The organism is Streptomyces sp. XH2 (assembly GCF_049725035.1).
In the GTDB taxonomy this organism is placed as follows: Bacteria; Actinomycetota; Actinomycetes; order Streptomycetales; family Streptomycetaceae; genus Streptomyces; species Streptomyces roseoverticillatus.
Genome location: NZ_JBMMMZ010000003.1, coordinates 284491 through 310758, shown reverse-complemented (window position 1 = coordinate 310758; position 26268 = coordinate 284491). Strand labels below are relative to the sequence as shown.

Annotated in this window: 22 protein-coding genes and 1 pseudogene; 10 read left to right on the top strand and 13 right to left on the bottom strand. The window is 74.9% G+C overall.

Features of this window, described 5'->3' with window-relative positions; genetic code table 11:
- The first annotated feature begins 120 nt into the window (after nucleotides 1-120).
- On the top strand, nucleotides 121-339 hold the full coding sequence (locus tag ACOTKD_RS08440) for a heavy-metal-associated domain-containing protein (RefSeq protein ID WP_424888237.1): 219 nt from the start codon (nucleotides 121-123) through the stop codon (nucleotides 337-339).
- A gap of 187 nt (nucleotides 340-526) precedes the next feature.
- Nucleotides 527-2812, top strand: a complete 2286-nt coding sequence (locus ACOTKD_RS08435) for a heavy metal translocating P-type ATPase (RefSeq protein WP_424888236.1) — start codon at nucleotides 527-529, stop codon at nucleotides 2810-2812.
- Between the two features lie 161 nt (nucleotides 2813-2973).
- Here the strand turns inward: ACOTKD_RS08435 and ACOTKD_RS08430 are convergent, their stop codons facing one another.
- The 3 genes from ACOTKD_RS08430 to ACOTKD_RS08420 form a co-directional block, all read right to left on the bottom strand.
- Entirely contained in the window at nucleotides 2974-3156 is a 183-nt protein-coding gene (locus ACOTKD_RS08430) for a hypothetical protein (protein WP_424888235.1), read from the bottom strand.
- 105 nt (nucleotides 3157-3261) lie between these two features.
- Nucleotides 3262-4443: an FAD-dependent oxidoreductase gene (locus tag ACOTKD_RS08425; protein ID WP_424888234.1), complete on the bottom strand. Its 1182-nt coding sequence runs from the start codon at nucleotides 4441-4443 to the stop codon at nucleotides 3262-3264.
- Between the two features lie 126 nt (nucleotides 4444-4569).
- Entirely contained in the window at nucleotides 4570-5436 is an 867-nt protein-coding gene (locus tag ACOTKD_RS08420; RefSeq protein ID WP_424888233.1) for a helix-turn-helix transcriptional regulator, read from the bottom strand.
- A 145-nt stretch (nucleotides 5437-5581) separates the two neighbouring features.
- Between ACOTKD_RS08420 and ACOTKD_RS08415 the strand changes: the two genes are divergently transcribed.
- The 3 genes from ACOTKD_RS08415 to ACOTKD_RS08405 all read left to right on the top strand — a co-directional run bounded on the left by ACOTKD_RS08415 (nucleotide 5582) and on the right by ACOTKD_RS08405 (nucleotide 8480).
- Nucleotides 5582-6439 (top strand): alpha/beta fold hydrolase, encoded by an 858-nt coding sequence (locus ACOTKD_RS08415; RefSeq protein ID WP_424888232.1) that lies wholly within the window; start codon nucleotides 5582-5584, stop codon nucleotides 6437-6439.
- Nucleotides 6440-6753: 314 nt separating this feature from the next.
- Nucleotides 6754-8265: a GAF domain-containing sensor histidine kinase gene (locus tag ACOTKD_RS08410; protein ID WP_424888231.1), complete on the top strand. Its 1512-nt coding sequence runs from the start codon at nucleotides 6754-6756 to the stop codon at nucleotides 8263-8265.
- Nucleotides 8262-8480, top strand: a complete 219-nt coding sequence (locus ACOTKD_RS08405; RefSeq protein ID WP_424888230.1) for a hypothetical protein — start codon at nucleotides 8262-8264, stop codon at nucleotides 8478-8480. Before ACOTKD_RS08410 ends, ACOTKD_RS08405 begins: the two co-directional genes overlap by 4 nt.
- Here the strand turns inward: ACOTKD_RS08405 and ACOTKD_RS08400 are convergent.
- Nucleotides 8471-9181 carry a response regulator gene (locus tag ACOTKD_RS08400; RefSeq protein WP_424888229.1) on the bottom strand — a complete coding sequence of 237 codons (711 nt, stop codon included), beginning with the start codon at nucleotides 9179-9181 and terminating at the stop codon, nucleotides 8471-8473. The genes ACOTKD_RS08405 and ACOTKD_RS08400 overlap by 10 nt on opposite strands.
- Before the next feature lie 224 nt (nucleotides 9182-9405).
- Here ACOTKD_RS08400 and ACOTKD_RS08395 point away from each other — a divergent pair, with 224 nt between their 5' ends.
- The 4 genes from ACOTKD_RS08395 (at nucleotide 9406) to ACOTKD_RS08380 (ending at nucleotide 12688) form a co-directional block, all read left to right on the top strand.
- Nucleotides 9406-10677: a globin domain-containing protein gene (locus tag ACOTKD_RS08395; RefSeq protein ID WP_424888228.1), complete on the top strand. Its 1272-nt coding sequence runs from the start codon at nucleotides 9406-9408 to the stop codon at nucleotides 10675-10677.
- Between the two features lie 252 nt (nucleotides 10678-10929).
- Nucleotides 10930-11577 (top strand): GNAT family N-acetyltransferase, encoded by a 648-nt coding sequence (locus ACOTKD_RS08390; protein WP_424888227.1) that lies wholly within the window; start codon nucleotides 10930-10932, stop codon nucleotides 11575-11577.
- Nucleotides 11574-12125, top strand: a complete 552-nt coding sequence (locus ACOTKD_RS08385) for a hypothetical protein (RefSeq protein WP_424888226.1) — start codon at nucleotides 11574-11576, stop codon at nucleotides 12123-12125. The genes ACOTKD_RS08390 and ACOTKD_RS08385 overlap by 4 nt, the downstream gene beginning before the upstream one ends.
- Before the next feature lie 65 nt (nucleotides 12126-12190).
- The gene (locus tag ACOTKD_RS08380) at nucleotides 12191-12688 is read left to right on the top strand and encodes a pyridoxamine 5'-phosphate oxidase family protein (protein WP_424888225.1); all 498 of its coding nucleotides are present in this window, start codon (nucleotides 12191-12193) and stop codon (nucleotides 12686-12688) included.
- On the opposite strand, the gene ACOTKD_RS08375 is transcribed toward ACOTKD_RS08380, so the two are convergent.
- The 6 genes and pseudogenes from ACOTKD_RS08375 to ACOTKD_RS08350 all read right to left on the bottom strand — a co-directional run bounded on the left by ACOTKD_RS08375 (nucleotide 12604) and on the right by ACOTKD_RS08350 (nucleotide 21462).
- Nucleotides 12604-13440 carry a sirohydrochlorin chelatase gene (locus ACOTKD_RS08375; RefSeq protein WP_424888224.1) on the bottom strand — a complete coding sequence of 279 codons (837 nt, stop codon included), beginning with the start codon at nucleotides 13438-13440 and terminating at the stop codon, nucleotides 12604-12606. The genes ACOTKD_RS08380 and ACOTKD_RS08375 overlap by 85 nt on opposite strands.
- A gap of 12 nt (nucleotides 13441-13452) precedes the next feature.
- Entirely contained in the window at nucleotides 13453-14769 is a 1317-nt protein-coding gene (locus ACOTKD_RS08370; RefSeq protein WP_424888400.1) for a nitrate/nitrite transporter, read from the bottom strand.
- 147 nt (nucleotides 14770-14916) lie between these two features.
- Nucleotides 14917-15252, bottom strand: a pseudogene (nirD, locus tag ACOTKD_RS08365) (nitrite reductase small subunit NirD); the annotation flags it as partial.
- Nucleotides 15249-17840 carry a nitrite reductase large subunit NirB gene (gene nirB, locus ACOTKD_RS08360; protein ID WP_424888223.1) on the bottom strand — a complete coding sequence of 864 codons (2592 nt, stop codon included), beginning with the start codon at nucleotides 17838-17840 and terminating at the stop codon, nucleotides 15249-15251. The pseudogene nirD and the gene nirB, both read right to left, overlap by 4 nt.
- Nucleotides 17840-19129 (bottom strand): NAD(P)/FAD-dependent oxidoreductase, encoded by a 1290-nt coding sequence (locus ACOTKD_RS08355; protein WP_424888222.1) that lies wholly within the window; start codon nucleotides 19127-19129, stop codon nucleotides 17840-17842. Before ACOTKD_RS08355 ends, nirB begins: the two co-directional genes overlap by 1 nt.
- Entirely contained in the window at nucleotides 19126-21462 is a 2337-nt protein-coding gene (locus ACOTKD_RS08350; protein ID WP_424888221.1) for a molybdopterin oxidoreductase family protein, read from the bottom strand. Before ACOTKD_RS08350 ends, ACOTKD_RS08355 begins: the two co-directional genes overlap by 4 nt.
- 191 nt (nucleotides 21463-21653) lie before the next feature.
- On the opposite strand from ACOTKD_RS08350, the gene ACOTKD_RS08345 reads away from it, so the two are divergent.
- Nucleotides 21654-22781, top strand: a complete 1128-nt coding sequence (locus tag ACOTKD_RS08345) for a uroporphyrinogen-III synthase (protein WP_424888220.1) — start codon at nucleotides 21654-21656, stop codon at nucleotides 22779-22781.
- Nucleotides 22782-23009: 228 nt separating this feature from the next.
- Here the strand turns inward: ACOTKD_RS08345 and ACOTKD_RS08340 are convergent, their stop codons facing one another.
- The 3 genes from ACOTKD_RS08340 to ACOTKD_RS08330 form a co-directional block, all read right to left on the bottom strand.
- Nucleotides 23010-23675 (bottom strand): HAD family hydrolase, encoded by a 666-nt coding sequence (locus ACOTKD_RS08340; RefSeq protein ID WP_424888219.1) that lies wholly within the window; start codon nucleotides 23673-23675, stop codon nucleotides 23010-23012.
- A gap of 187 nt (nucleotides 23676-23862) precedes the next feature.
- Nucleotides 23863-25131 carry an acyl-CoA dehydrogenase family protein gene (locus tag ACOTKD_RS08335; protein ID WP_424888218.1) on the bottom strand — a complete coding sequence of 423 codons (1269 nt, stop codon included), beginning with the start codon at nucleotides 25129-25131 and terminating at the stop codon, nucleotides 23863-23865.
- The gene (locus tag ACOTKD_RS08330) at nucleotides 25125-26168 is read right to left on the bottom strand and encodes a ScbA/BarX family gamma-butyrolactone biosynthesis protein (RefSeq protein WP_424888217.1); all 1044 of its coding nucleotides are present in this window, start codon (nucleotides 26166-26168) and stop codon (nucleotides 25125-25127) included. The genes ACOTKD_RS08335 and ACOTKD_RS08330 overlap by 7 nt, the downstream gene beginning before the upstream one ends.
- Nucleotides 26169-26268: the final 100 nt, after the last annotated feature.

Sequence of the window (26268 nt, the reverse complement as noted above, 5' to 3'; positions counted from 1 at the left end):
CGGCACCACGGGGCCGCCCCCGCGCTTTTTCCGGCCTTCCGGAATACCCCTGGGGGGTATACAGTTCTCACGAACGCAGCACGAAGAAGAACGAAGACGCGACGACCCGAAGGAAGTGCCATGACCTCCATCACCACCATCTACAACGTGACCGGCATGACCTGCGGCCACTGCGAGGGCTCGGTCTCGCAGGAGGTGTCCGCCCTGGCCGGCGTGACCTCCGTCAAGGCCGTGGCCGCCACCGGACTGGTGACCGTCACCTCCACCGGCCCGCTGGACGACGAGGCCGTCCGCGCCGCCGTGGACGAGGCGGGCTACGAGCTCGCCGGCCGCGCCTGAGGTACCCCCGCCCCGTAGGCCCGTGGCCATACGCCCGCCCGCGGCCGTAGGTACGCCTGTAGCCGTAGGTACGCCCGTAGCCGTACGCCCGCCGCACCCCCCGTACACAAGTTCCCGGTACCGCCGGATCGTGCCGCTCCACTGATATGGACGCCCGCAGCTCCGGCCCTCCTCCAGGAGACTCCGTATGACCAGCACCGCTCTCGAGAAGACCCCGGCACCCGCCGCGGCCGCCTCCGAAGTCGAACTTTCCATCGGCGGCATGACCTGCGCGTCCTGCGCGGCACGCATCGAGAAGAAGCTCAACCGCATGGAAGGCGTCACGGCGGCGGTCAACTTCGCCACCGAGAAGGCCAAGGTCTCCTACGGGCCGGGTGTGGCGGTCGCCGATCTGATCGCCACTGTCGAGAAGACCGGCTACACCGCCCAGGAGCCGCCCAAGCCGACGGCCCGCGCGGAAGCGCAGACGCCTCAGGGGCAGGAGCAGGAGCCCGGCCACGGCGGTGGAGAGGTCGGCGCCCTGCGGCAGCGGCTCCTGGCCTCGCTCGTCCTCGCGGTGCCGGTCGTCCTGATGGCCATGGTCCCGGCCCTCCAGTTCGACAACTGGCAGTGGCTGTCCCTGACCCTGGCCGCCCCGGTGGTGGTGTGGGGCGCGCTGCCCTTCCACAAGGCGGCGTGGACCAACGCCCGGCACGGGGCCGCGACGATGGACACGCTCGTGTCGATAGGCACGCTGGCCGCCCTCGGCTGGTCGCTGTGGGCGCTGTTCTTCGGCCACGCCGGCATGCCGGGCATGCGGCACGGCTTCGACTTCTCGGTCTCGCGGGCGGACGGCTCGTCCTCCATCTACCTGGAGGCCGCGGCCGGCGTCACCGCCTTCATCCTGGCCGGGCGCTACCTGGAGGCGAAGTCCAAGCGCAAGGCCGGCGCGGCCCTGCGGGCGCTCCTGGAGCTGGGCGCCAAGGACGTGGCCGTCCTGCGCGACGGGCGCGAAGTCCGCGTTCCCGTGGAGGAGCTGGCGGTCGGCGACCTGTTCGTCGTACGGCCCGGGGAGAAGATCGCCACCGACGGCACGGTGACCGAGGGCAGTTCGGCCGTCGACGCCTCCATGCTCACCGGCGAGTCCGTCCCCGTCGACGTGACCGTGGGCGACGCCGTCACCGGCGCCACCGTCAACGCCTCCGGCCGTCTGGTCGTCGAGGCCACCCGGGTCGGCTCGGACACCCAGCTGTCCCGCATGGCCAAGCTCGTGGAGGACGCCCAGAACGGCAAGGCCGCCGTCCAGCGCCTGGCCGACCGCATCTCCGGGATCTTCGTCCCCGTCGTCCTGCTGATCGCCCTCGGCACCCTGCTCACCTGGCTGCTCGTGACCGGCGACGCCACCGCCGCCTTCACGGCCGCCGTCGCCGTGCTCATCATCGCCTGCCCCTGCGCCCTGGGCCTGGCCACCCCGACCGCCCTCATGGTCGGCACCGGCCGCGGCGCCCAGCTCGGCATCCTCATCAAGGGCCCCGAGGTCCTGGAGTCCACGCGCCGCGTCGACACCGTCGTCCTGGACAAGACCGGCACCGTCACCACCGGCCGCATGGCCCTGCACGAGGTCATCACCGCCCCCGGCGTCTCCGAGCAGGAACTGCTGCGCCTGGCCGGTGCGCTGGAGCACGCCTCCGAGCACCCCATCGCCCGCGCCATCGCCGACGGCGCCACCGAGCGCACCGGCGGCCTGCCGGTCCCCGAGAGCTTCGAGAACATCGCGGGACTGGGCGTCCAGGGCGTCGTGGAGGGCCACGCGGTCCTCGTCGGGCGGGAGAAGCTGCTCGCCGAGTGGGTCATCGAGCTGCCGGTCGAACTCGCCGCGGCGAAGGCCGCCGCGGAGGCCGAGGGCCGTACCGCCGTGGCCGTCGCCTGGGACGGCGAGGCCCGCGGCGTCCTCACCGTCGCGGACGCCGTCAAGGACACCAGCGCGGCCGCCATCACCGAACTGCGCCGCCTCGGCCTCACTCCCGTCCTGCTGACCGGTGACAACAAGGCCGTCGCCGAGGCCGTCGCCCGCGAGGTCGGCATCGACGAGGTCATCGCCGAGGTCATGCCGCAGGACAAGGTCGACGTCGTCAAGCGGCTGCAGGCCGAGGGCCGTTCGGTCGCCATGGTCGGCGACGGAGTCAACGACGCGGCCGCCCTGGCCACCGCCGACCTCGGCCTGGCCATGGGCACCGGCACCGACGCGGCCATCGAGGCCGGCGACCTCACGCTCGTACGGGGCGACCTGCTGGTGGCCGCCGACGCGATCCGGCTCTCCCGCCGCACCCTCGGCACCATCAAGGGCAACCTCTTCTGGGCCTTCGGCTACAACATCGCCGCCCTCCCGCTCGCGGCGGCCGGCATGCTCAACCCGATGATCGCCGGGGCGGCCATGGCCTTCTCCTCGGTGTTCGTCGTCACGAACAGCCTCCGGCTCCGTCGCTTCCGCTGAGCGAGTCTCCTCGAACCGGCCGGGGGCCGGGTCCGGTGATCACCGGACGCGCCCCCGCCCGCCCCCGGGCGGGGGGCGGGGGCCCGCCCCCCCCCCCCCCCCCCCCCCGGCCGGTTCGAAGGGTTTCGGCCACGCCGCCCGACCACCCGCCGGAGCCGCCGTTACGCGCCCGGGGAGCGGTCGCGGAGCGCGTCCTGGGAGGCGACGTACTTGAGCATCAGGCGGGCGAACTCCAGGCGTTCGCACTCGGGCCGGTCGGCGGTGATGAACTCGTAGGCCGAGCGCTGGTGGCGGCTGAAGCGGGCCATCAGTTCGCGGCCTTCGGGGCTGAGGTGGAGAACCATGCGGCGGCCGTCCTGCTGGGAGGCCGCCCGGATCAGCGGATGACCCGCAACCTGGAGAGCCTGCCGGCGACGTGAGCCCGGACTCCCGGAAGGGAACGCAGCCCTTCAGTCCCCGCCCAGGGCCCCCCGCGACTTCCCCGTCAGCGCCGACGCCAGGTAGCGCCCCGCCCCCGGCAGCCGGGCGGCGCGCAACGCGAGGCGGCGGGCCCGCAGTTCGCCCTGTGAGCGGGGGAGGAACCAGCGCACGCCCTTACGGGCCGCGCGCTGTTTCTCCGTGACCACCGGGCGCCACCGCTCCTCGTACCGCCGCAGCGCCGTCGCGGTCGACGGCGCCTCGGACAGCTGTCCGGCGAGGAGGCGGGCGCCGGCGAGGCCGAGGGAGGCGCCCTGGCCCGCCAGGAGCGAGACCGCGTAGCAGGCGTCGCCGACCAGGGTCACCCGTCCCCGGCTCCAGCACGGCACCTCGGTCTGGGCGACTTGGTCGTAGTACACCTCGTCGCCGGGCGGGCACGCGCGCAGCGCCTGCGGGACGACCCAGCCGAGACCCCCGTACTCCTTGCGCAGCGCCTCGCGCGGGTCGCCGGGCAGGCCGGGGCGGGCCGTCCAGTGGACGGCGAACGCCGCCACGCGGCCGTCGCGCAGGCCGTAGAAGCCCATCTGCCGGTCGGTCGTGTCGGTGAGGACGAAGCTGTCCCGGCAGGCGGCGTGGATCCCGGGGTCCTCGAAGACGAACGCCGCGGTGTGGAAGCCGAGATGGCGGACGTGGCGCTCGTCGTCGCCTTCTGCTTCGCAGAAGGCCAGGCGCCGCACGGCCGAGTGGACGCCGTCCGCGCCGACGACTACGTCGGTTTCGAGGTGCGTGCCGTCGTTCAGCAACACGCTCGCGCCGTCCGTACCGTCCTCGATCGCCGTGAGCGTGGTGCCGAACCGTACGGCGACGCCCGCGGGCAGGCTGTCGTACAGCGCGCGTTCGAGGTCCGGCCGCATGATGCTGATCAGCCGGCCGCCGACGGCGCGGCCCAGCGTCTCGTACGTCATCCCCGCCCGCCTGCGTCCGTCCTCGTCCACGTAGCGGAGTTCGTGCACCGCGTAGCCGAGCTCCTGCAGCCGGGGCAGCAGGCCCATCTCCTCGGCGGCCGTGTAGCCCGGACCGAAGAAGTCGATCATGTAGCCCTGGGTGCGGAGGGCGGGGGCCTTCTCCAGGACCACCACGTCCCAGCCGGCGTCGCCGAGGCACCGGGCGAGGCCCAGTCCGGCGATTCCGGCGCCGCAGATCACGGCCTTCACCGGCGTCGGCCTCCTCTCGCGCGGCTCCGTTTCCCCTTCCGCTCCGTGTTCCCGCGCAGGCCGGGGGCACACTCGCCCGGACGGGTCGTCCAGTGCGGCTCCCCGGGGCGGACCGCGGGCCGGCGGCTACCTCGCCGCCGGTTCGGCGAACTGCGGTGTGCCCACCGCTCCCAGGAGGGCCAGGCGGTCCGGGGTGTCCGTGCCCGGGGGCGGAGTGAGGAGGATCAGGCGCTGGTCGCAGTCCGGGGAGAGCAGGACCTGGCAGTCCAGGTCGACGGGGCCCACCACCGCGTGCAGGACGCGCATGCGGGTGCGGCGGCGGACGGCCACCTCATGGCGCTCCCAGAGGGAGCAGAACTCGTCGCTGGCCCCGCGGAGGCGGTCGACCAGGCGGGTCGCCGCCGGATCCCCCGCGCGGCGGGCCACGGCGGCGCGCAGGTCCGCGGCGTGCAGCCGGCCGTAGTGCTCGTGCTCCTCGGGCGGGTACGCGGCGCGGACGGCCGGGTCGGTGAACCAGCGCCAGACGACGTTGCGGCCGTGCTCGGAGACGGTGCAGACGCCGCCGAGGAGGGCGCGGGCCATGGCGTTCTGCGCCAGCACGTCGCCCAGGTCGCTGAGGACCTGCGCCGGTGTCGCGGGCAGCTGGTCGAGGAGGTGGAGCAGGCCGGGGGCCACGTGGTCGCCCGCGGTGCGGCCCGCGGGCGGGCGGTGGCCCGCGAGCAGGTACAGGTGGTCGCGCTCGTCGGTGTCCAGGCGCAGGGCGCGGGCGAGCGAGGCGAGCATCTGCGGGGAGGGCTGCGGGCCGCGGGCCTGCTCCAGGCGGATGTAGTAGTCCGCCGACATCCCCGCGAGCTGGGCGACCTCCTCGCGGCGCAGTCCGGGCGTGCGGCGCCGGGGGCCCGCGGGCAGGCCCGCGTCCTGGGGGCGGATCCGGTCGCGGGAGCGGCGGAGGAAGTCGGCGAGCTCCGGGCGGTCCGGGCGGGCGGTCGTCATGCGGATCATCCTCGCCGACGCGTACGCCGCGAACCAGGGACCGGCGATCCCAGGGTGGGCAGGGCTCTCCCGCCGGGCCGCGGACGACGGAAGTGTGAGGGGCGTCCCCACCGGTACGCATCTCGCTCGCTACAGGAGTTCTCCCATGACCACGACCACGACCACGACTACGACCATGACCATGACCAGCGCCGCCGTCACCACGGCCACCGTCCCCGTCTCCGACGCCCTCGTCCACTACGACCGCCTCGGCCCCTCCGGCTCCACCCGCACCCCCCTCGTCCTCGTCCACGGCACCGGGTCCGCCGGCGCCGCCCTGACCTGGGGTCAGATCGCCCCGCGGTTCGCCGAGGACCGCACGGTCATCACCCCCGACCTCTCCGGCACCGACCGCACCACCGACGGCGGCGGACCGCTCACCGTCGAGGGCCTCGCCGCCCAGGTCGTCGCCGTCATCGAGGACGCCGGCACCGGGCCCGTCGACCTGCTGGGCTTCTCCATGGGCTCCCCCGTCGCCGCCGCCGTCGCCGCGCTCCGGCCCGACCTCGTACGGCGGCTGATCCTGGTGGCCGGCTGGGCCCACACCGAGGCCGACGAGTTCCTCCGCAACACCTTCGCCCTGTGGAACCGGCTCGGCACGACCGACCCCGAGTCCTTCGGCCGGTTCGTCATGATGACCAGCTTCAGCCGCGGCTTCCTCAACGCCATCGGGCGGGAGCAGGTCGACGCCATGTCCGCCAACATGCCGCCCACCCCCGGCACCCTCCGCCACGCCGACCTCGACGCCCGCGTCGACATCCGCGACCTGCTGCCCCGCGTCCAGGCCGAGACGCTCGTGATCGGCTGCCTGCAGGACGCCACCGTGCCGGTCGAGCAGAGCCGCGCCCTGCACGCCGCGCTCCCCGGCAGCACGTACGCCGAGCTCGACACCGGGCACGTGGCCTTCTTCGAGCGGCCGGAGGAGTTCCGGGAGCTGGTGGACGAGTTCACCGCCGGTGCGTGAGCTCCGGCCGGACCGGCGCGGGAGGAGCCCCGGAACACGGGGGCGGGCCATGCGGCTCCTCCCGGCCGGACACCAGGATCACCGGCGCGGCACCCCCGCGCCCAGGGCCGTACGGTCCCTTTTCCACAGCCCGTCAGGCCCTGTCGCACAGGTGTCGTACGCTGCTGGGCAGGGACTCGGCCCGGGGAGCAGTCATGACGGAAACCGCAGATCAAGCCACTGATCACGCCACTGATCAAGTCACTGATCACGCCGATCACACCGATCGGCGAAGTGCCCGGCCCCAGTCCGCGCACTTACCGTCCGCCGACCGCATGCGCGGTCTCCTCGACGCCGTCATGAGCATCGGCCATGGCCTCGAACTCCCCCAGGTGCTCCGCGGCATCGTGGAGGCGGCCGTCACCCTCACCGACGCCGAGTACGGCGCCCTCGGCATCGTCGGCGACGGGCAGACGCTGTCGGAGTTCCTGCCGGTCGGCATGTCCGAGGAGCTCACGGCGCGCATCGGCCGCACCCCCTGCGGGCGCGGCATCCTCGGCGAGCTCATCCACAACCCCTCCCCGCTGCGGCTCACCGACCTCACCCGCCACCCGCGCAGCTACGGCTTCCCCGAGCACCACCCGCCCATGCGCACCTTCCTGGGCGTGCCGGTCCGCGTCCGCAACGAGGTCTTCGGCAACCTCTACCTCACCGAGAAGCGGGGCGGCGCCGCGTTCGACGCGGACGACGAGGCCGTCCTGACCACCTTGTCCATCGCCGCGGGCGTCGCCATCGACAACGCCCGCATGTACCACGAAAGCCGCCGCCGGGAGCGCTGGCTGCAGGCGCTCGGCGAGATCACCCGCAGCCTGCTGTCGGGCACGGACGCGGACGCGGCCCTGAAGCTCATCGCCGAGCGGGCGATGGAGGTCGCCGGCGCGGACAGCGCCGTCGTCGTGGGACGCGATGACCTCGTGGGACGTGACGACCTCGTGGGACGTGACGACCTCGTGGGACGTGACGGCCTCGTGGGACGTGACGACCAGGACGGCGGCCGTCACGGCCCCACCCTCTCCGTCCCTCTCCAGACCGCCGACGGCACCCGCGGCGCGCTGCGGCTGCGCCGCCGCGCCGGGCGGCCGCCGTTCGACGAGAGCGAGGTGAAGCTGATATCCGGCTTCGCCGACCAGGCCGCCATCGCCCTCGAACTCGCCCAGCACCGCGCCGAGTCGGAGGAGCTCACCGTCCTCCACGACCGCGACCGCATCGCCCGCGACCTGCACGACCTGGCCATCCAGCGGCTCTTCGCCACCGGCATGACGCTGCAGAGCGCGACGCGCCTGATCGACCGGCCGGAGGCCGCCGAGCGCGTCGGCCGGGCGGTCGACGACCTGGACACGACCATCCAGATCATCCGGTCGACCATCTTCGGCCTGCGGACGGCCGGGGACGGCCGCGGCGGCGGGCCGAGCCTGCGCCGCGGCATGGCCGAGGCGGTGCAGGCGGCCACGCGGACGCTGGGCTTCGCGCCCGCACTGCGGATCGAGGGGCCCGCCGACACCGACGTCCCCGCCGAACTGGCCGAGCAGATCCTGGCCGTGGCGGCGGAGGCGCTCAGCAATGCCGCCCGGCACGCCGCGGCACGCCGCGTGGAGGTCATGCTGACGGTGGCCGACCGGGCGACGCTGACGGTGACGGACGACGGCGTGGGCGTCGGCTCCGCCCCGCGGCGCGGCGGGCTGGCCAACATGCGGTCCCGGGCGGAGCTCCACGGCGGCCGGCTGGCCGTGGAGACGCCCGACGGCGGGGGGACGCGGATCGTGTGGAGCGTGCCGCTGCCCGAGTGACCGGCGCGACCGGAGTGACCGGCGCGAACCGGAGCGAACCGCATCGCCACAACCCGCACTGCCACGACCCGCGCCGCCACAACCCGCACCGCCACAACCCGCACCGCCGCGGCTTCCGGCGCACGGGCTCCGGCCGGGGCCGGGGCAGCGGTTACGGCCGTGGCCACAGCCACAGCCACAGCCACAGCCACAGCCACGGCTACGGCTACGGCTGAACCTTCTTCGTCCGGCCCGCTATCACCGCCGCCTGTACCCGTCGCCCCACCCCCAGCTTCGCCAGGATGGACGAGATCCGGTTCTTGACCGTCTTCTCGGCGAGAAAGAGCCGGTCCGCGATCTGGCGGTTCGTCAGCCCCTCCCCGATGAGGTCGAGGATCTCCCGCTCGCGGGGCGAGAGGCTGTCGAGCTCCGACGCCTCGGGGGCCTCCGGCTCCCGCGGCGCCCGCAGCCGGTCCATCACCCGGGACGCCGTGCGCGGGTCCAGCGTCGACTTGCCCGTGGCCACCGTCCGCACCGCCGACACCAGCTCCGAGCCGTTGATCTGCTTGAGGACGTAGCCCGCGGCGCCCGCCATGATGGCGTCGAAGAGGGCCTCGTCGTCGTCGAAGGACGTCAGCATCAGGCAGGCGAGGCCCGGCATGCGGGCGCGGAGTTCGCGGCACACCTCGATGCCGCCGTGGTCGCCGCCCTCCGTGCCGCTCTCCCCGAGGCGCACGTCGAGGACGGCCACGTGCGGGCGGGACGCCGGGACGCGCACGAGGGCCTCCCGGCCCGTGGCCGCCTCCCCCACGACCTCGATGTCCGGCTCCGCCTCCAGGAGGTCACGGACGCCGCGGCGGACCACCTCGTGGTCGTCGAGGATGAACACGCGCAACGGCACGGTCGGCTCAGCTGTTTCCGCATCGATTCGGTCCATACGAGGCAGTATGTCCGGGCCCGGCAAGGGCACCGCGCACCAGGGGTGCGGGCACCGCTGCCGGGCCCGGGCGCAACGAACCGCGGACCCAGCTCACACCGGGCCCGCACCCCGTCGATAGGGCCGAACGGCCCTGCTGACCAGGGCCGGGCGGTCCCCCGGGGCGGTTGCCATACTGGCCCGCCCCAGCCCGTGCGCGAGGAGCCGTCGAGGAGCCGCCCACCGTGAACCCCGTCAACGACACGTACCACTCGCTGCTCGCCCGGCACGACGCGATGCGGCTCCGCAGGCGGCTGCACTCCCCCTCGGGAGACGGGCGGCAGACGGCGGAGGGTGCCGGGACGGCTGCCACGGCGGCGGCACCGCGGCAGCCGTACGACGGTGCCGCCGACCAGCGCCTCATCGCCGACCACCTCGAACTCGTCACGCCGTTCGAGGACTTGATCTCCCACCTCTACGAGTCGATGTTCGCGAACTGGCCGTTCCTGCGGCGCCTCTTCCCGGACTCGATGGAGTTCCAGCGCAAGCACCTCGAAGCCGCCTTCTGGTACCTGATCGAGAACCTCCACGACCCCGACGCCGTCTCGGCCACCTTCACCCGCCTCGGGCGCGACCACCGCAAGCTGGGCGTACGGCCCGCCCACTACCGGGCGTTCGAGGCCTCGCTGTGCGAGGCGCTGCGGCGCACGGCGGGCCCGCGCTGGAGCGAGGACGTGGAGCGGGCCTGGGTGCGCATGCTGCGGTTCGCGGTGGCGGCCATGGTCGAGGGTGCGGAGGCCGCCCTGGGCGAGCCCGCGGCCTGGCAGGCCACGGTCACGGACCACGACTTACGGCGGGCGGACCTCGCCGTCCTGCGCGTACGTCCGCACGAGCCGTACCCGTACCGGGCCGGCCAGTACGCCTCGGTGGCCTCGCCGCTCCTGCCCCAGGCGTGGCGGCAGTACTCCATCGCCTGCGCGCCCCGCCCGGACGGCGAGCTGGAGTTCCACGTGAAACTGACCGGCCGCGGAGGCGTCAGCGAGGCCCTCGTGGCGCGCACCCGCGTCGGCGACGTCCTGCGGATCGGGCCCCCGAGCGGCACGATGACGCTGGACGAGGACGATCCCGCGCACGACCTGCTGCTCGTCGCGGGTGACACCGGCTGGGCCGCGGTCAAGGCGCTGCTTCAGGAACTGGCCGCGCACCGGGTCGCCCGGCGCGAGGTGCACCTCGTCCTCGGGGTGCGGCACCCCTCCGCGCTGTACGACGCGGAGTCGCAGGCGGACCTGCGCCGCCGCCACCCGTGGCTGAAGGTCACCCAGGTGCTCGGCGAGGGCCCCGGCCCGGGCGGGCACGGCGCGCTGGCCGACGTCGTCGCGGGGCTCGGCGACTGGTCCCGGCGGCTCGCCTTCGTGAGCGGCCCGCCGTCCATGGCCGGACCGCTCGTGGCACGGCTGACCGCGGAGGGCGTGCCGGCCGGGCGCATCCGGCACGACCCGCTGCCGGACCGGACGTGAGGCCCGGCCGGCGACGGCCGCACAGCGGACACCAGCGGCTTCCCGAATCGGAGCCCAAGCCGGACTCCAAGGAGAAGTCCAAGCCGAAGTCCAAACCCGGGCTCCAAGCCGGAGCCCAAGCCGGAGCCCAAACCGGGCTCCAAGCCGGAATCCAAGCCCGCGTCCGAGCCGGAATCCACGCGGCAAGCCGAACCGGCGCCCCCGGCCGATATCCAGAGGACAGCGGCGCTCCGGCCCCGGCACACTTCGCCCATGAACGATCACGCCGAAGGCGTTCCGGCCGCCCCCGGTTTCGCCTTCAAGCCCACGCTCACCGGCGAGCTGACCCTGCTGCGCCCGGTCACCGTGGACGACGTGCCCGCGCTGCTCCCCATGTTCCGGGACGCGGAGACGGCACGGCTGACCGGTGACCACACCACGCACGACGACGCCGGGCTGCGGGCCTGGTACGCCTCGCGCGGCGACCAGGACGACCGGCTGGACCTCGCGATCGTGGAGAGGGCCACCGGGAACGTCGTCGGCGAAGCGGCCCTCCTCGACTGGGACCCGGGCAACGAGAGCTGCGCCTTCCGCATCTGCTCCGTGCCCGGCGCCCCCGGCCGCGGCCTGGGGACCGAGGCGACCCGCCTGATCGTCGGCCACGGCTTCGAGACGCTGGGCCTGCACCGCATCTGGCTGGAGGTGTACGCCTTCAACCCGCGCGCCCGCCGCGTCTACGAGAAGGCCGGCTTCGTACCGGAGGGCGTGCTGCGGGGAGCGCTGCTGTGGGAGGGCGAGCGGGTCGACGCCGAGGTGATGTCGATCCTCGCGCCGGAGTGGTTCCGGCACCGCGGGCGGCCGGAGTCCGGGGCGGACCCGGATGCCTCGCGGGCCCGCCGCGAGCCGGGAACGGCACGGTGACCCCCCATTCCCTCGCGTTCTACATGGGCGTCGTCACGACCGGTACGGTGCTCGGCGCGCGGCCGGCGGACACCCCCGACCGGGTGGCCGCGGTCCTGGGGCCGGACTTCGCCGAGAACTCCCCCGACGACACGAACATGTGGCGCGACTACGGCCTGGCGGAGTTCTTCTGGACCCGCGAATCCGCCGGGCACCCGTGGCAGGGCCACCACTTCTCCTTGCAGGTCCACCGGCTCGCCCACGGAGGGAAGGTCGTCGACGACGCCGTACGGGCCCGGTACGGCCGGTTCGCCCGGAGGCTGCGCTTCGAGAAGCTGCAGCGGCTGCTGGAGCGGCGCGGCACGACGCTGCTGGAGATCCCGGACCCCTGGAACGCGCCGAACTACCGCCTGTACTGGCAGCCGGAGTCGCAGGTGTCCGTCAGCGTCGTCGCCGAGCGCGAGGAGTACCTGACGCCGGGGAACCTGCGGCCGGGCGACGTCTACCGCATCAGCGCCCCGATGCCGCCAGAACAGGTGGAGCGGCACCTGTCCTACGGGCAGGAGTAACCGTGCGGCGCCCCGGGGCCGTTCGGCCCCTGGTGCCCTGTGAACCGGCCGCCTGTACTGGAGGGGTGAGCGACACCACCGCGCCGCCCCGGCGCCGCATCGAGCTGACCCGCACCGAGTCCCTCCGGCTCCTGCGCTCCGTCTCCCTGGGACGGGTCGTCTTCACCCGGCGCGCCCTGCCGGCGATCCGTCCGGTCAACCACGTCGTGGACGGCGGCCACATCGTCATCCGCACCCACGAGGGCGCCGCCCTGGCCGGACTCGCGGCGACCGCGCAACAGCCCGCGCCCGGGCCCGCTCAGCCGCCCGGGGCGGCCGTCCGCCGCGTCGTGGTCGCCTACGAGGCCGACTCCATCGACCCCGTCACCCACCTCGGCTGGAGCGTCGTCGTCACCGGCTACTGCATGCCGGTGACCGACCCGGGCGAACTCGCCCGCTACGCCACGCTCCTGAAGCCCTGGTGGGACGGGCGGATGGACTACGCGGTACGGATCCGGCCGTCGCTCGTGACGGGCGTCCGGCTGCTCCCCGGGTGCCCGCACGCACTCGCGCCGGCCCGCTGATACCGGCGGACGACCAGCCGGGCGACGGCGTCGTGCGGGCCCAGCGGGCGGGACATGAGCACATCGCTCACTCCCCTCCGTACGGATTCGCTGAAGTGCCCCGGCGCCGTCAGGTACGTGGCCACGGACACCTCCCCGTGCCCCTCGTCGCGCAGCGCCGCCACGGCCTCCGCGGGACGCCGCCCGTCGCCCGACACGTACGACGGCATCACCCTCACTCCCATCCGCAGGGCCAGCAGCCGCGCCATGCGCGTGGTGTCCGCCCGGGCTGCGGGGTCCGAGGACCCCGCAGCGGCGAGGACGACGGGGGCCGGCGAGCGGGCCTCCCGCCCCGCCTCCGCCAGCCGGTCCGCGAGGGCCTCGGCGAGCAGCGGGTGCGGCCCCAGCGCGGGGGCGGTACGGCACCGCAGCCGGGGCCCCGCGGACGCCACCGCCGCCGGAATGTCGACCCGTATGTGGTGGCCGGTCCCGAGGAGCAGCGGCACGAGCACCGCCTCGCCCCGCAGCCCGGCCAGGACCTCGTCCAGGGAGGGCGCCACCAGGCCGAGGTAGCCGACCCGTACGGCGAGGTCCGGCCGCAGGGCGCGGACGCGCCCGGCCAGGGCCTCGGTCACGGCGATGCCGGCCGGGCTCCGGGTGCCGTGGGCGACCAGCACCAGAGCGGGCGCGCGCCGCGCCGTCGCCGTCACCGTTGCCGCCGCTATCGCCGCTGTGGCCGCTGTCGCCGTTGCCGCCGTTGTCACCATCGTCATCGCCGTCGTCGCCTACACCCCCGCCGGCCGGCCCGGACGGGGCCGCAGGTAGACCGCCCACGTCAGCGCCGCGCACACCACATACGCGGCCAGGAAGGCCAGGTAGGCCGCGTCGCCGTTGTGCGAGCCGAGGAAGGACTGCCGGAAGGCGAGGTTGACCAGGACGCCGCCGAAGGCCCCCACGGCGCCGGCGACGCCGATCAGGGCCGAGGCGCGGCGCCGGGAGGTCTGCTCGGCTTCGGCCGGGTCGGTGCCGTGGACCTCCACCGCGGTCCGGGCCCAGGCGCGGAAGATCGCCGGGATCATCTTGTACGTGGAGCCGTTGCCGATGCCGCTGAAGACGAACAGGGCCACGAACCCGGTGACGAACAGCGGCAGCGAGCCCTGCCGGGACGCGGCCAGGACGGTCAGCGCGCCCGCCGCCATCGCCCCGTAGTTCGCCAGCGTCACCCGGGCGCCGCCCCAGCGGTCGGCCATCATTCCGCCGACGGGGCGCACGAGGGAGCCGAGGAGCGGGCCGAGGAAGGTGAGCGTCGCGGCCTTGACCGGGGTGTCGAAGTCGGCGTGGAACTGCACCTGCAGCACCTGCCCGAAGGCGAATCCGAAGCCGATGAAGGAGCCGAAGGTGCCGATGTAGAGCACCGACATCACCCAGGTGTGCGGCTCGCGGCAGATCTCGCGCAGGGCGCGCTTGTCGTTGCGCAGGGCGGTCAGGTTGTCCATGCGCAGCGCGGCGCCGAGGGCCGCGAGGGCGATGAGGGGAATGTAGAGCAGGGGCAGCAGGCGCGGGTGCGCGCTGCCCGCGGTGGCCAGGACCAGCAGACCGAGGAGCTGGACGGCGGGGACGCCGAGGTTGCCGCCGCCGGCGTTGACGCCGAGGGCCCGGCCCTTGAGCCGCTGGGGGTAGAAGGCGTTGATGTTGGCCATGGAGGAGGCGAAGTTGCCGCCGCCGACGCCGGCGACGCACGCGACGGCGAGCAGGGTCCCGTAGGAGACGCCGGGTTCGAGGACGACCCCGGCCAGGACCGTCGGGACGAGCAGCAGGAGGGCGCTGATCACCGTCCAGTTGCGGCCGCCGAAGGTCGCGACGGCGACGGTGTACGGCAGCCGCAGTACCGCGCCGAGGGCCGTCGGCAAGGCGGTGAGCAGGAACTTTCCTGCGGGGTCGATGCCGTACTCGGGCCCGAGGAAGAGGACGAGGACGGACCACAGGCTCCAGACGGAGAAGCCGATGTGCTCGGAGAGGACGGAGAAGAGGAGGTTGCGGCGGGCGGTCCGGGCGCCGGTCTCCTTCCAGAAGACGGGGTCCTCGGGGCGCCAGTCCGCGATGTCGTGGCGGCGGGCCCGGGGCGGCGCGCCTGCGGCGGGCTCCGCGGCCGCCGGGAGCGCAGCGGGCGCGGCAGGCCCAGCGGATTCCGGGGGCGCCGCAGACTCCGCAGGAGCCGTCGGCGCCGCGACCCCCACGTCCCCGCGCCGCACCGGCCACACCCGTACCGCCGCGTCGCTGCCGTCCGGTGCCAGCGGCTCGTCCAGGCAGGCGCCCGTCCGCAGGCAGAACGCCTGCTTGTACATGGGCGAGGCCACCACCGGCACGCCGTCGCGGCTGCCGAGGATGCCGCGCGAGAGGACGTGCGCGCCGCTGAACGGGTCCTGGTTGCCGACGGCGTACACCTCACCGGCCCGGTCGCGGAAGACCGCCACCTGCTGGTCGCCGACCAGCACCGCGACCCCGCGCCCGGGGACGAGCCCGTCCCACTCGCACACGGGCTGCCAGCCCGTTCCGTCGTAGATCTCCACGATCTCCACGGTCATCCTGCACGCACCTCCAGCTGGGCGCCGGCGATCAGCGGCGCGGTGGGCACCTGCCCGTCCTCGTGCGGCAGGGCGGGGCGGATCTGGTCCCGTTCGGGGACGAAGCGGACGGTCGGGTCGGGGGTGCCGGGGGCGTTCGCGAAGGAGACGAAGCGGCGCAGCCGGACGGGGTCGGCGAGGGTGGCGGCCCACTCGTCCTCGTACGTCGCGATGTGGCGGGCCATGAGCGCGTCCAGGTCCTCGCAGATGCCGAGGGAGTCGTCCATGACGACGGCGCGCAGGTGGTCGAGGCCGCCGTCGAGGCGTTCGAGCCAGGGGGCGGTGCGCTCCAGGCGGTCGGCGGTGCGGATGTAGAACATCAGGAACCGGTCGATGGTGCGGATGAGCGCGGGGCGGTCGAGGTCGGAGGCGAGCAGGTCGGCGTGGCGCGGGGTCATGCCGCCGTTGCCGCCGACGTAGAGGTTCCAGCCGGTGGAGGTGGCGATGATCCCGAAGTCCTTGCTCTGCGCCTCGGCGCACTCGCGGGCGCAGCCGGAGACGGCCGACTTGAGCTTGTGCGGGGCGCGCAGCCCGCGGTAGCGCAGCTCCAGTTCGATGGCGAGGCCGACGGAGTCCTGCACGCCGTAGCGGCACCAGGTCTCCCCCACGCACGACTTCACGGTGCGCAGGGCCTTGCCGTAGGCGTGGCCGGACTCGAAGCCGGCGTCGACGAGCCGCCGCCAGATGTGCGGGAGCGCATCGACCGTGGCGCCGAAGAGGTCGATGCGCTGCCCGCCGGTGATCTTCGTGTAGAGGCCGTAGTCGCGGGCGATCTCGCCGATGGTGATGAGCCCGGCGGGGGTGATCTCGCCGCCGGGGACGCGCGGGACGACGGAGTACGAGCCGTTGCGCTGGAGGTTGGCGAGGAAGTGGTCGTTGGTGTCCTGGAGGGCGGCCTGCTCGCCGTCGAGGATGTGGCCGTTGCCGAGGCTCGCGAGGATGGAGCCGACGGCGGGCTTGCAGACGTCGCAGCCCTCCGCGCCCGCACCGGCCGTCCCGTGTTCGTCGATGAGGCGGGCGAAGCCGTCGATGCCCTTGACGCGGATGATCTCGTAGAGCTCGGCGCGGGTGTGCTCGAAGTGCGCGCACAGGCCGCGGGAGGTCTCGACGCCGGCGGCGGCGAGCTCGTCGGTGACGAGCGTGCCGAGCAGCTTCACGCAGCTGCCGCAGCCCGTGCCGGCCCTGGTGCACCGCTTGACCTCGGGGACGGTCGTGCAGCCCTTGTCGTTCACCGCCGCCCGGACCGCGCCCTTGGTGACGTGGTGGCACGAGCACACGACGGCGTCGTCGGGCAGGGTCACGGGGCCGGCCGGGGCGCCGGCGGAGGCGGGCAGCACCAGCTGTTCGGGCGGGGCGGGCAGCGGCGTGCGGCTGAGGGCCAGGGGGCGCAGGATGCCGTAGGCCTCGGTGTCGCCGACGAGGACGCCGCCGAGGAGCGCGCCGTCCGCGCCGATCACCAGCTTCTTGTAGACGCCGTCGCGGCTGTTGGAGTACGTGACGTCGAGGGCGCCCTCGGCGGCGCCGTGCGCGTCGCCGAAGCTCGCGACGTCGACGCCGAGGAGCTTGAGCTTGGTGGAGGTGTCGGCGCCGGTGAAGGAGCCGCCGCCGTCCGTAAGGGCCTGCGCGGCGGTCTCGGCCATGGCGTAGCCGGGGGCGACGAGCCCGTAGACGCGGCCGTCGGCGGCGAGCGCGCACTCGCCGATGGCGAGGACGGCGGGGTCGGCGGTGCGGCAGTGCTCGTCGACGACGATGCCGCCGCGCTCGCCGACGGGGAGGCCGCAGCCGCGGGCCAGGTCGTCGCGCGGGCGCACGCCGGCCGCGAAGATCACCAGGTCGGTGGGGAGCCGCGTGCCGTCGGAGAGGGCGAGGGCCCGCGCCGTGCCGTCCGCGCCGGTCTCGACGCGCTGCGCTCCGGCGCCGGTGTGGACGGTGACGCCCAGGTCCTCGATCCGGCGGCGCAGGACGGCGCCGCCGCCGTCGTCCACCTGGAGCGCCATGAGGCGGGGCGCGAACTCGACGACGTGGGTGGGGAGTCCCATGGCCTTGAGCGCGCCGGCCGCTTCCAGGCCGAGCAGCCCGCCGCCGATGACCGCACCCGCGCCGGCCGTGGCGGCGGCGTCGCGGATGGCCTCCAGGTCCTCGATGGTGCGGTAGACGTGGCAGCCGGGGGCGTCGTGGCCGGGGACGGGCGGCACGAACGGGTACGAGCCGGTGGCCAGGACGAGCACGTCGTAGGGGAGTTCGCGGCCCGAGGCGGTGGTGACGGTGCGGGCGGCGCGGTCGACGGCGGTGGCGCGGTCGCCCAGGTGCAGCTCGATGCCGTACTTCTCCAGGAAGCCGTCCGGGCAGAGGGAGAGCTCCTCGGCGGAGGTGCCGGTGAACCAGGAGCTGAGGTGGACGCGGTCGTAGGCGGGGCGGGGCTCCTCGGCGAGGACGGTGACCTGCCACGCGGACGTCCGTCCGGACGGGTCCTGCTCGAAGAAGGCTTCCAGGAAGCGTTGTCCGACCATGCCGTGGCCGACGAGAACCAGGCGTCGTGCAGCCGTCATCAGGAGGCTCCTTGCGAGGTGGGCGAGGTCAGCAGGTGGAAGGGGTCGGCGGGCACGATCTCGTCCCGTTCGTAGGCGCGGGCGAGGGCGCCGACCGTCGACAGGTCGCCGAGGAGGACGGCCCCGGCGATCCGGTCGCCGCGCAGGACGAGCTTCTTGTACGAGCCGCGGGTGGCGTCGGCGATGCGGAGCACGTCGAGACCGCCCTCGTCACCGCCCTCGTCGGCGGCCGGATCGCCGAACGCCGCGTACTCCAGGGGCCCGGCCGACAGCCGCGCGTACGGGCGCGAGCCCGCGTAGGCGGCGTCCGGGGCGGCGCCGGAGAGCCGGGCGGCCAGCACGTCGGCCTGCTCCCAGGCGGCGCCGGCCGTGCCGTGCGTACGGTCCCGGTGCTCGGCGCAGTCGCCGATCGCGTACACGCCCGGGGCGCAGGACAGACGGTCGTCGACCAGGACGCCGGTGCGGACGGGGAGGCCGGCGGCGCGGGCGAGGGCGGTGCGGGGCGTGACGCCGCAGGCGGCGACGACGAGATCGGCGTCGAGGACGTGGCCGCCGGAGAGTTCGACGCGGCCGTCCCCGTGCACCGCCCGGACCGTGCTCCCCGTGCGCACCTCCACCCCCAGGCCCGCCAGAACGCCGCGCAGGAGCTCGCCCGCCGGGCCGTCCAGCTCGCGTTCGACGAGGTGGGAGGCCTGGTGGACGATCGTCACCGGCAGTCCGCGGGAGGCCAGCGCACGGGCCACGCTCACCCCGAGGACGCCGCCCCCGATCACGACCGCGCGCCGGGCGCGGGCCGCGGCAGCGGCCAGGCGCTCGAAGTCGGCGGCGGTCCGCACCATGTGCGCGCCGCCGGGCGGGAGTGCGGGGCCGGCGGCGGGGCCGACGCCGGTCGCCGGGGCGGGCTCGTCGTACGGGGCGTGCCCGCCGTCGGCCGGCCGCAGGGTGTCCGCAGTGTCCGCGCCCCCCGGCAGCACCGGCTCCGCGCCCGTCGCCAAGACCAGGTCGTCGTACGGGACGTGCGCCCCGTCCGCCAGCCGCAGCGTGTGCGCGACGGTGTCGAGCGCCGTCACCTCGCAGCCCGTCCGCAGCTGCGCGTCGCCGGACAACAGCGTGAGATCGTCCGCGGCGTAGCGACCTGTGAGGACGTCGGCGAGCAGCGCCCGGTTGTACGGGGCGCGCGGCTCGGCGCCGTACAGCGTGACCTCCGCGTCGCCGCCGAGGGCCTGGAAGCGCTCGGCGAAGCGGGCCGCGGCCATTCCGGCGCCGACGACGGCGATGCGGCGGGTCATGACGCCCGCCCCGGCACGGCGGGCCCGGACGCCGTGCGCCCGGCGACGGCCCGGCGCCCGGTGCGCTCCCCGGGAGCGGGTCGTGCCGCGGGTTCCGTGCGCTGTGTGGGCTGCGTGGCAGCACCCCGTTCCTCCCGCTCGCCGGCCGCAGGCCCCACCCGCACCGCGCACACCTTGAACTCCGGCATCCGCGAGACCGGGTCGAGGGCCGGGTTCGTGAGGGAGTTGGCGCGTCCGTCCCCGCCCCAGTGGAAGGGCATGAAGACGGTGTCCGTACGGATCGTGTCGGTGACGCGGGCCGGGGCGATTGCCCGGCCGCGCCTGCTGGTGACCGCCAGCAGTTCGCCCTCCACGACGCCGAGGCGACGGGCGAGCACCGGGTGGACCTCCACGAACGGGCCGGGCGCGGAGCGGTTGAGCTCGTCGACGCGCCGCGTCTGGGCGCCGCTCTGGTACTGGCCGACGACGCGGCCCGTCGTCAGGTACAGCGGGTAGTCGTCGTCGGGCTCCTCCGCGGCGGGCCGGTGCGTCACGGCCGCGAACCGCGCCCGCCCGTCGGGGGTGGCGAAGCGGTCCAGGAAGAGGCGGGGCGTGCCGGGGTGGTCCGGGTCCGGGCAGGGCCAGAAGACGCCGTCCTCGGCGCGGATGCGGCCGTAGCTGATGCCCGCGTAGTCCGCCTGGCCGCCGGCCGAGGCGCGCCGCAGCTCCTCGAAGACCTCCTCGGGGTCCTCGGGGAAGCCTTCGGGCACGCCCAGCCGGGCGGCGAGCCCGTGCAGGACGGCGAGGTCGCTGCGCACCCGCTCGGGGGCGTCGACGGCCTTGCTGCGCAGGATGACGCGGCCTTCGAGGTTCGTGGTCGTGCCGGTCTCCTCCGCCCACTGGGTGACCGGCAGGACCACGTCGGCGAGCCGGGCCGTCTCGGAGAGGACGACGTCACCGACGGCGAGGAAGTCCAGCGCGCGGATCCGCTCGGTGACGTGGGCGGCACGGGGGGCGGAGACGGCCGGGTTGGAGCCCATGAGCAGGAGCGCGCGGACGCCGCCGTCGGTGCCGAGCGTGTCGAGCAGTTCGTAGGCGCTGCGGCCCGGCCCGGGCAGAGCGCCGGGGTCGACGCCCCAGACGGCGGCGACGTGGCGGCGGGCCGCGGGGTCGGTGATCGAGCGGTAGCCGGGGAGCTGATCGGCCTTCTGCCCGTGTTCGCGGCCGCCCTGGCCGTTGCCCTGGCCGGTCAGGCAGCCGTACCCGGAGCCGGGGCGGCCCGCCTTGCCGGCCGCCAGGCACAGGTTGATCCACGCGCTCACGGTGTCCGTGCCCTTGCTCTGCTGCTCCGGCCCGCGCGCGGTCAGCACCATGCCGCGCGGCGCCTCCCCGAACATCGCGGCCGCCGCGGCCAGTTGTGTCACGGGCACGCCCGTCAGCCGCTCCACGCGCTGCGGCCAGTGCGCCATCGCGGCGGCCCGCGCCTGCGCGAAGCCCGTCGTGCGGCGGGCGATGAAGTCCTTGTCCGCCCGGCCGTCGGCGATCAGCAGGTGCAGCAGCCCGAGCGCGAGGGCGAGGTCGGTGCCGGGGAGGGGCTGCAGGTGCAGGTCGGCCTGCTCGGCGGTGCGCGTGCGGCGCGGGTCGACGACGATCAGCCGGCCGCCGTTCTCGCGCAGTTCGCGGAAGTAGCGCAGCGCCGGGGGCATCGTCTCGGCCGGGTTGGCGCCGACGAGGATCACGCAGTCCGTACCGGCGATGTCCGCGAGCGGGAAGGGCAGGCCGCGGTCGATGCCGAACGCCCGGCGGTGCGCGGCCGCCGCGGACGACATGCAGAAGCGGCCGTTGTAGTCGATGTGCGGCGTGCGGAGCGCGACGCGCGCGAACTTGCCCAGCAGGTACGCCTTCTCGTTCGTGAGCCCGCCGCCGCCGAAGACGCCGACCGCGTCGTTCCCGTGGCGGCGCTGCGCCGCCGTGAGGCCGGCGGCCACGCGGTCGAGGGCCTCGTCCCAGGAGGCCGGGCGCAGGGGCGCGTCCCTGCCGTCACGGACGAGGGGCTCGGTGAGCCGCACGCCGGGGCGCAGCACCGCGGCGGCGGTCCGCCCCTTGCCGCACAGGGCGCCCCGGTTGACGGGGAAGGCGGGGCGCTCCAGGACCTCCGCGGGCTCCGGGCCGGCGCCCGGCCGCAGCCGCATGCCGCACTGCAGGGCGCAGTACGGGCAGTGTGTGTCGGTGGCGGTGGCGGTGGCGGTGGCGGTGGAGGTGGAGGTGTCGGCGGAGGTGTCGGCGGAGGTGTCGGCGGAGGTGTCGGTGGAGGTGTCGGTGGCGATGCCGGAGCCGGAGCCGGAGGTCGTCATGCCACCGAGGTTCGCTCCGTGCCGTTACGCGCCGAGGTCGGCGATGTTGCCTGCCCGGTACAAGCCGTTCACACGGCCCGGCGGGCGGTGCAGGCGCTACGACATCTGCCGTAACGTGCCCGAAGCTTTCCCTAACGCTTGTGTGACGGAGGCGCAATGGCGCCGAAACCCCACCGACGGACCATGCGCGCATGGGAACGACCAGCGCCGGCACAGGACCGCTCACCGGCTTCGTCGTCGGGGTGACCGCGGACCGGCGGCGCGACGAGCTCACGGCGCTGCTCCGGCGCAGGGGCGCCCGGGTGATCGAGGCGCCCACCATGCGGATCCTCCCCCTCGACGACGACGTGGCGCTGCGCCGGGCCACCGAGCGCTGCCTCGCCGCCCCGCTCGACTACGTCGTCGCCACGACGGGCGTCGGCTGGCGGGGCTGGATGAGCGCCGCGGAGGGCTGGGGGCACGGGGCGGGGCTCGCCGGGGCCTGCCGGGGCGCCGAGGTCCTCAGCCGCGGGCCCAAGGCGACGGGCGCGGTGCGGGCGAGCGGCCTGGAGGAGGCGTACTCGCCTGGCTCCGAGGCCACCGGCGAGCTCCTGACCTGGCTCCTCGCCCGCGACCTCACCGGCCGCCGCATCGCCGTCCAGGAACACGGCGTGCCCCTCGACGGCTTCTCCGACGCGCTGCGCGAGCGCGGCGCCGAAGTCATCGACGTGCCGGTCTACCGGTGGACGCCACCGGAGGACACCGACGCGGTGCGGCGCCTCGTCGAGCAGACCGTACGGCGCGAGGTCCACGCCCTCACCTTCACCAGCGCCCCGGCCATCGTCTTCTTCCTGGAGTCCGCGCAGACGGCCGGCCTGTACGAGGAAGTCCTCGCCGCGCTGCGGAGCGACGTCCTGCCGGTCTGCGTCGGCCCGCTGTGCGCCCGCCCCCTGGAGGACGTCGGCGTCACGACGACCTGGCCGGAACGCGGCCGCCTCGGCGCCCTCGTCCGCACCCTCACGGACACCCTCCCGGACCGCGACCGCCGGATCCTGCGCGCCGGCCCGCGCCCCCTCGTCCTCCAGGGAAGCGCCCTCCTCGCCGGCGAGGAGGCCATCTGGCTGCCGCCGGTCCCGGCCGCGGTCCTGCGCGCCCTGGCCGTCCGCCCGGGCTGGGTCCTCAGCCGGAACGACCTGCTCCAGCGGGTGTGGGCGGGCGTCCGGGCGGACGAGCACGCCGTGGAGGCGGCGGTGGGGCGGCTACGGAGCGCGCTGGGTGCGTACGCGGGCCTGATCCGGACGGTGCCGAAGCGGGGGTACAGGCTGATGGTGGACGACTGAGGCCGGGGCGCGTGGCGGAGCGGCTCCGGCCCGGCCCGAGGGCCCACCGGCCTCTCCCGCCGCAACGGCGAGCACCCACCCACCACCGGGCCGGCGGTGCCGGCACCGCTTCAAGCCGCTCCGGCGCCGCCGGACACCGCCGCAAGGGTTGATCACCGCCGCGGCGGACACAAGAGAACGGCGTCCCGGAAGGCCCTGGCGCCCGGCCGGACCCCGCGCCGCGTACCTCTATCCCACCGCCGCCAGCGGCAGCGCCCCCGTCTCCGCCGGAAGCCGCAACCAGCCCTCCCGTACGGCGTGTTGCGTCAGTACGGGGTCGCTGCCGACGACCACCGGCGTGCCGACCGACCGCAGCAGCGGCAGGTCGCTCTCGTGGTCGCCGTAGGCGAAGCAGTCCTCCGGGGCCGCGCCGGCCGAGGCCATGAGGACCGCGGCGGCCTCCGCCTTCACCGGGCCGATCACGGGGCGGACGATCTCGCCCGTGAGGCGGCCGTCGTCGCCGACGCGCTGGGACGCGCAGAGGATCCGGTCCGCGCCGAGGTCGGCGGCGAGCGGGGCGAGGACCGCCCAGAGGGAGCCGGAGACCAGGACGGTCAGGTGGCCCAGGGCCCGGTGGCGGCGCAGCGCCGTGACGGCGGGGAGGACGAAGGCCTGCGGGTCCGAGCGGTACGCGCCGTACCACTCGCGGCCCGCGCTCTGGAGCTCCGCCGCGGGAACGCCCGCGAAGCGCCGGTAGTAGGCCCGGTTCAGCTCGCTCCGGTCCTTGCCCTCCAGGGCGCAGGGCCGCTCGCCCCGCGGGTGGAGGGCGTCCCACCAGTCACGGAAGAGCAGCATGCTCTTGCCGCTGATCAGCGTCTCGTCGACGTCGAAGAACGCCACCGGCCTCGTGGTCATGGACCGTCGGCCCCCTTTTCTGGCTCGTCGGAATCAGGCTCGTTCGGAAGCGGGCCTGTCGGGATCGGGCTGGTCGGAAACGGGCCGGTGGGAAACAGGCCCGATCGGAAACGGGACCGCCGGAAGCGAATCCGCCCGAAACAGGCCCGCTCGGAAATGAGTTCGCCGGCAGCGAGCCCGCTCGGAATCAGGCTCGCTCGGAAGCGGGCACGCCGGAAGCAGGCACACCGACATCGGCCCCGCCGGAAGCGGGCACGCCGGAAGCTGCCCCACCGGCATCAACCCCGCCCGCGTCGACCCCGTCGGCATCGGCGAAGACCGCGTCGGCGTAAGCCGCGGCGGCCGTGTCGAACGACAGCGTCGCGTGTGCCGCGGCGGCCGTGACGTCGCGCCACTTCTGCTGCAGGGGATTGCCCTCGGCGAGGGCGCCCGCGCCCGCCGCGTGGAACAGCCGGTCCACCGCCTCCGCGCACAGCGCGGCGGCCATGGCGGCGTCCCGGCGGCACTCCGCGACCACCGCGGGCGTGGCCTCGGCCGTGTCCGCCCGGAGCGCCACCTCGACCAGCAGCAGCCGCGCCGCCTTGATCTTCGCCGAGGACTCCGCCGCCAGGTGCCGGGCGGCGGGCGTCAGGGCCGCGGCCCGGCCGTCGGCCCGTCGGCGGCCGGCCGTGGCGGCGGTCCACAGGGACTGCGCGGCCTCCGCCGCGCCGAGCAGCGGCGCGGCGAACTGCAGTGCCGCCACCATCGGGAACGGCACGCCGTGACAGCGCCCGCCGCCCGGCAGCGGGCGCAGCAGCCGGTCCAGGGTGAAGGTCCGGTACTCCGGCACGAAGACGTCTTCCACCCGCACCGAGTTGCTGCCCGTGCCGCGCAGCCCGAGCGGCCGCCACGTGTCGAGCACCGTCACCTCGGCGCGCGGCACCGCGAAGATCCGGTGCTCGCGACCGCCGGCGCTCTCGGTGAAGCCCGCGAGCAGCACCCACTCGGCGTGGTCGATCCCGCTGGCGTACGACCAGCGCCCGTCCAGGCGCCAGCCGCCCTCGCCGGCGGTGGCCCGGCCCTGCGGCGGGATGACGGACGCGGCGATCCGCACGTCGGGACCCGCGCCCCACAGCTCCTGCCGCGCCCGCTCGGGGAGGTACGAGGCGAGCCGTCCGTGCGCCGCGAACAGCGCCGCGCACCACGCGGTGGAGGCGCAGACCGCGGCGACCGTGGCGGTCGCCGTGAGGAACTCGCCGAACGTGCCCTCGCTGCCGCCGTAGCACCGCGGGACGAAGTGCCGGGCGAAGCCGGCGTCGCGCACGGCGTCGGCCGTCTCGCCCGCCAAGCGGCAGTGCTCTTCGGAGAGTTGCGCACCGAGGCCGGCGGCCGTCAGGACGGCGTCGGGGACGAGGGAGACAGAAAGGGAGGCGGAAGGGGCCTCAGCGGTGGGGGCCGCAGCCGTGGGGCTCAGCACGAGACGGCCTCCCGGTCGGAGAGGAGCGACCAGGACGGCGCGGCGCTGACGAAGCGCGCGTCGGCCAGCGTGCGACCGCCCTGCACGGCGGAGACCTCGAAGCCGGCGCGGGCCCGCCCCGCGTCCCGCATCGGGCCGACCACGATGTCGACGGGGCGGTCGAGCTCGCCGAAGCAGTGGAACTCGGTGTCGAGCGAGGAGAGCACGCGCGGCGCCAGCCGGGCCAGCGGACCGAACTCCCGTACGTACGCGGCGTATGCCGCCTGCTGCAACGCCTCCAGCAGCACCATGCCCGGCACGTGGTCGGACTCGTGGTCGAAGTGGACCGGGTGAGTGCGGTCCAGGCGCAGCCGCCACGTGTTCGCGGGGAGCCTCGGGTCGGCGGCCAGGAGGACGTCCCGGTCGTGGCGGCGGCCCACGGCGGCCGGACGGAGGACGAAGGAGTCGCCCATCGAGTCGTCCAGCGGACCGGCCGAGGGGCCGGCCGTCCCGTCCGCCGCTGCCGGGCTGTTGCGGCGCCGCAGCACGTCGTACTTAGCCTGCGGGAGCACCGCCCAGCGGAAGTCCGCGCGCCCGTACCAACGACCGTGTATGTAGAGGGAGACCGACAGCTGCATCGCGAAGCGCCCCGGCTTGGCGGTGGTCCGTACGCAGGTGATGTCCATGACCACGGGCAGCTCGGCGCCCGGGTCGTACGGCAGGCCGCCGGGCGCGAAATCGGCGCTCAGCCGGCTCAGCACGAAGTGCACGTCCTCCGTGGGCACCCGGTAGAACCGGTGCGAGAGGTAGATCGCCGACTGACGCATCGACTCGACCAGCAGCGTGGGGTCGCCCGCCCCGGACAGGCCCGGGTAGTAGAGGAGGTGGTCGGGGGACCAGGACGCCGCCACGAGGAAGCGGTCACGGCCCACCCGGTGCGCGTCGGTGAGCAGGACCTGGCTGTCGGCGGCCTTGTGCACCAGACGGCGCGCGACGGTGGGCGCGAAGCTCAGGCGGCGGCTCGCGCCGAGCGCGAACTCGACGATGCCGGCGGTCACGGTGGCGGCGCTCGCGGTACCAGCAGTGGCGGCGGTGGCCTCAGTTGCGGCGGTGGCGGCGGCTGCGCCGGCAGTGGCGGCGCCCGCCGGACGCGGCGCG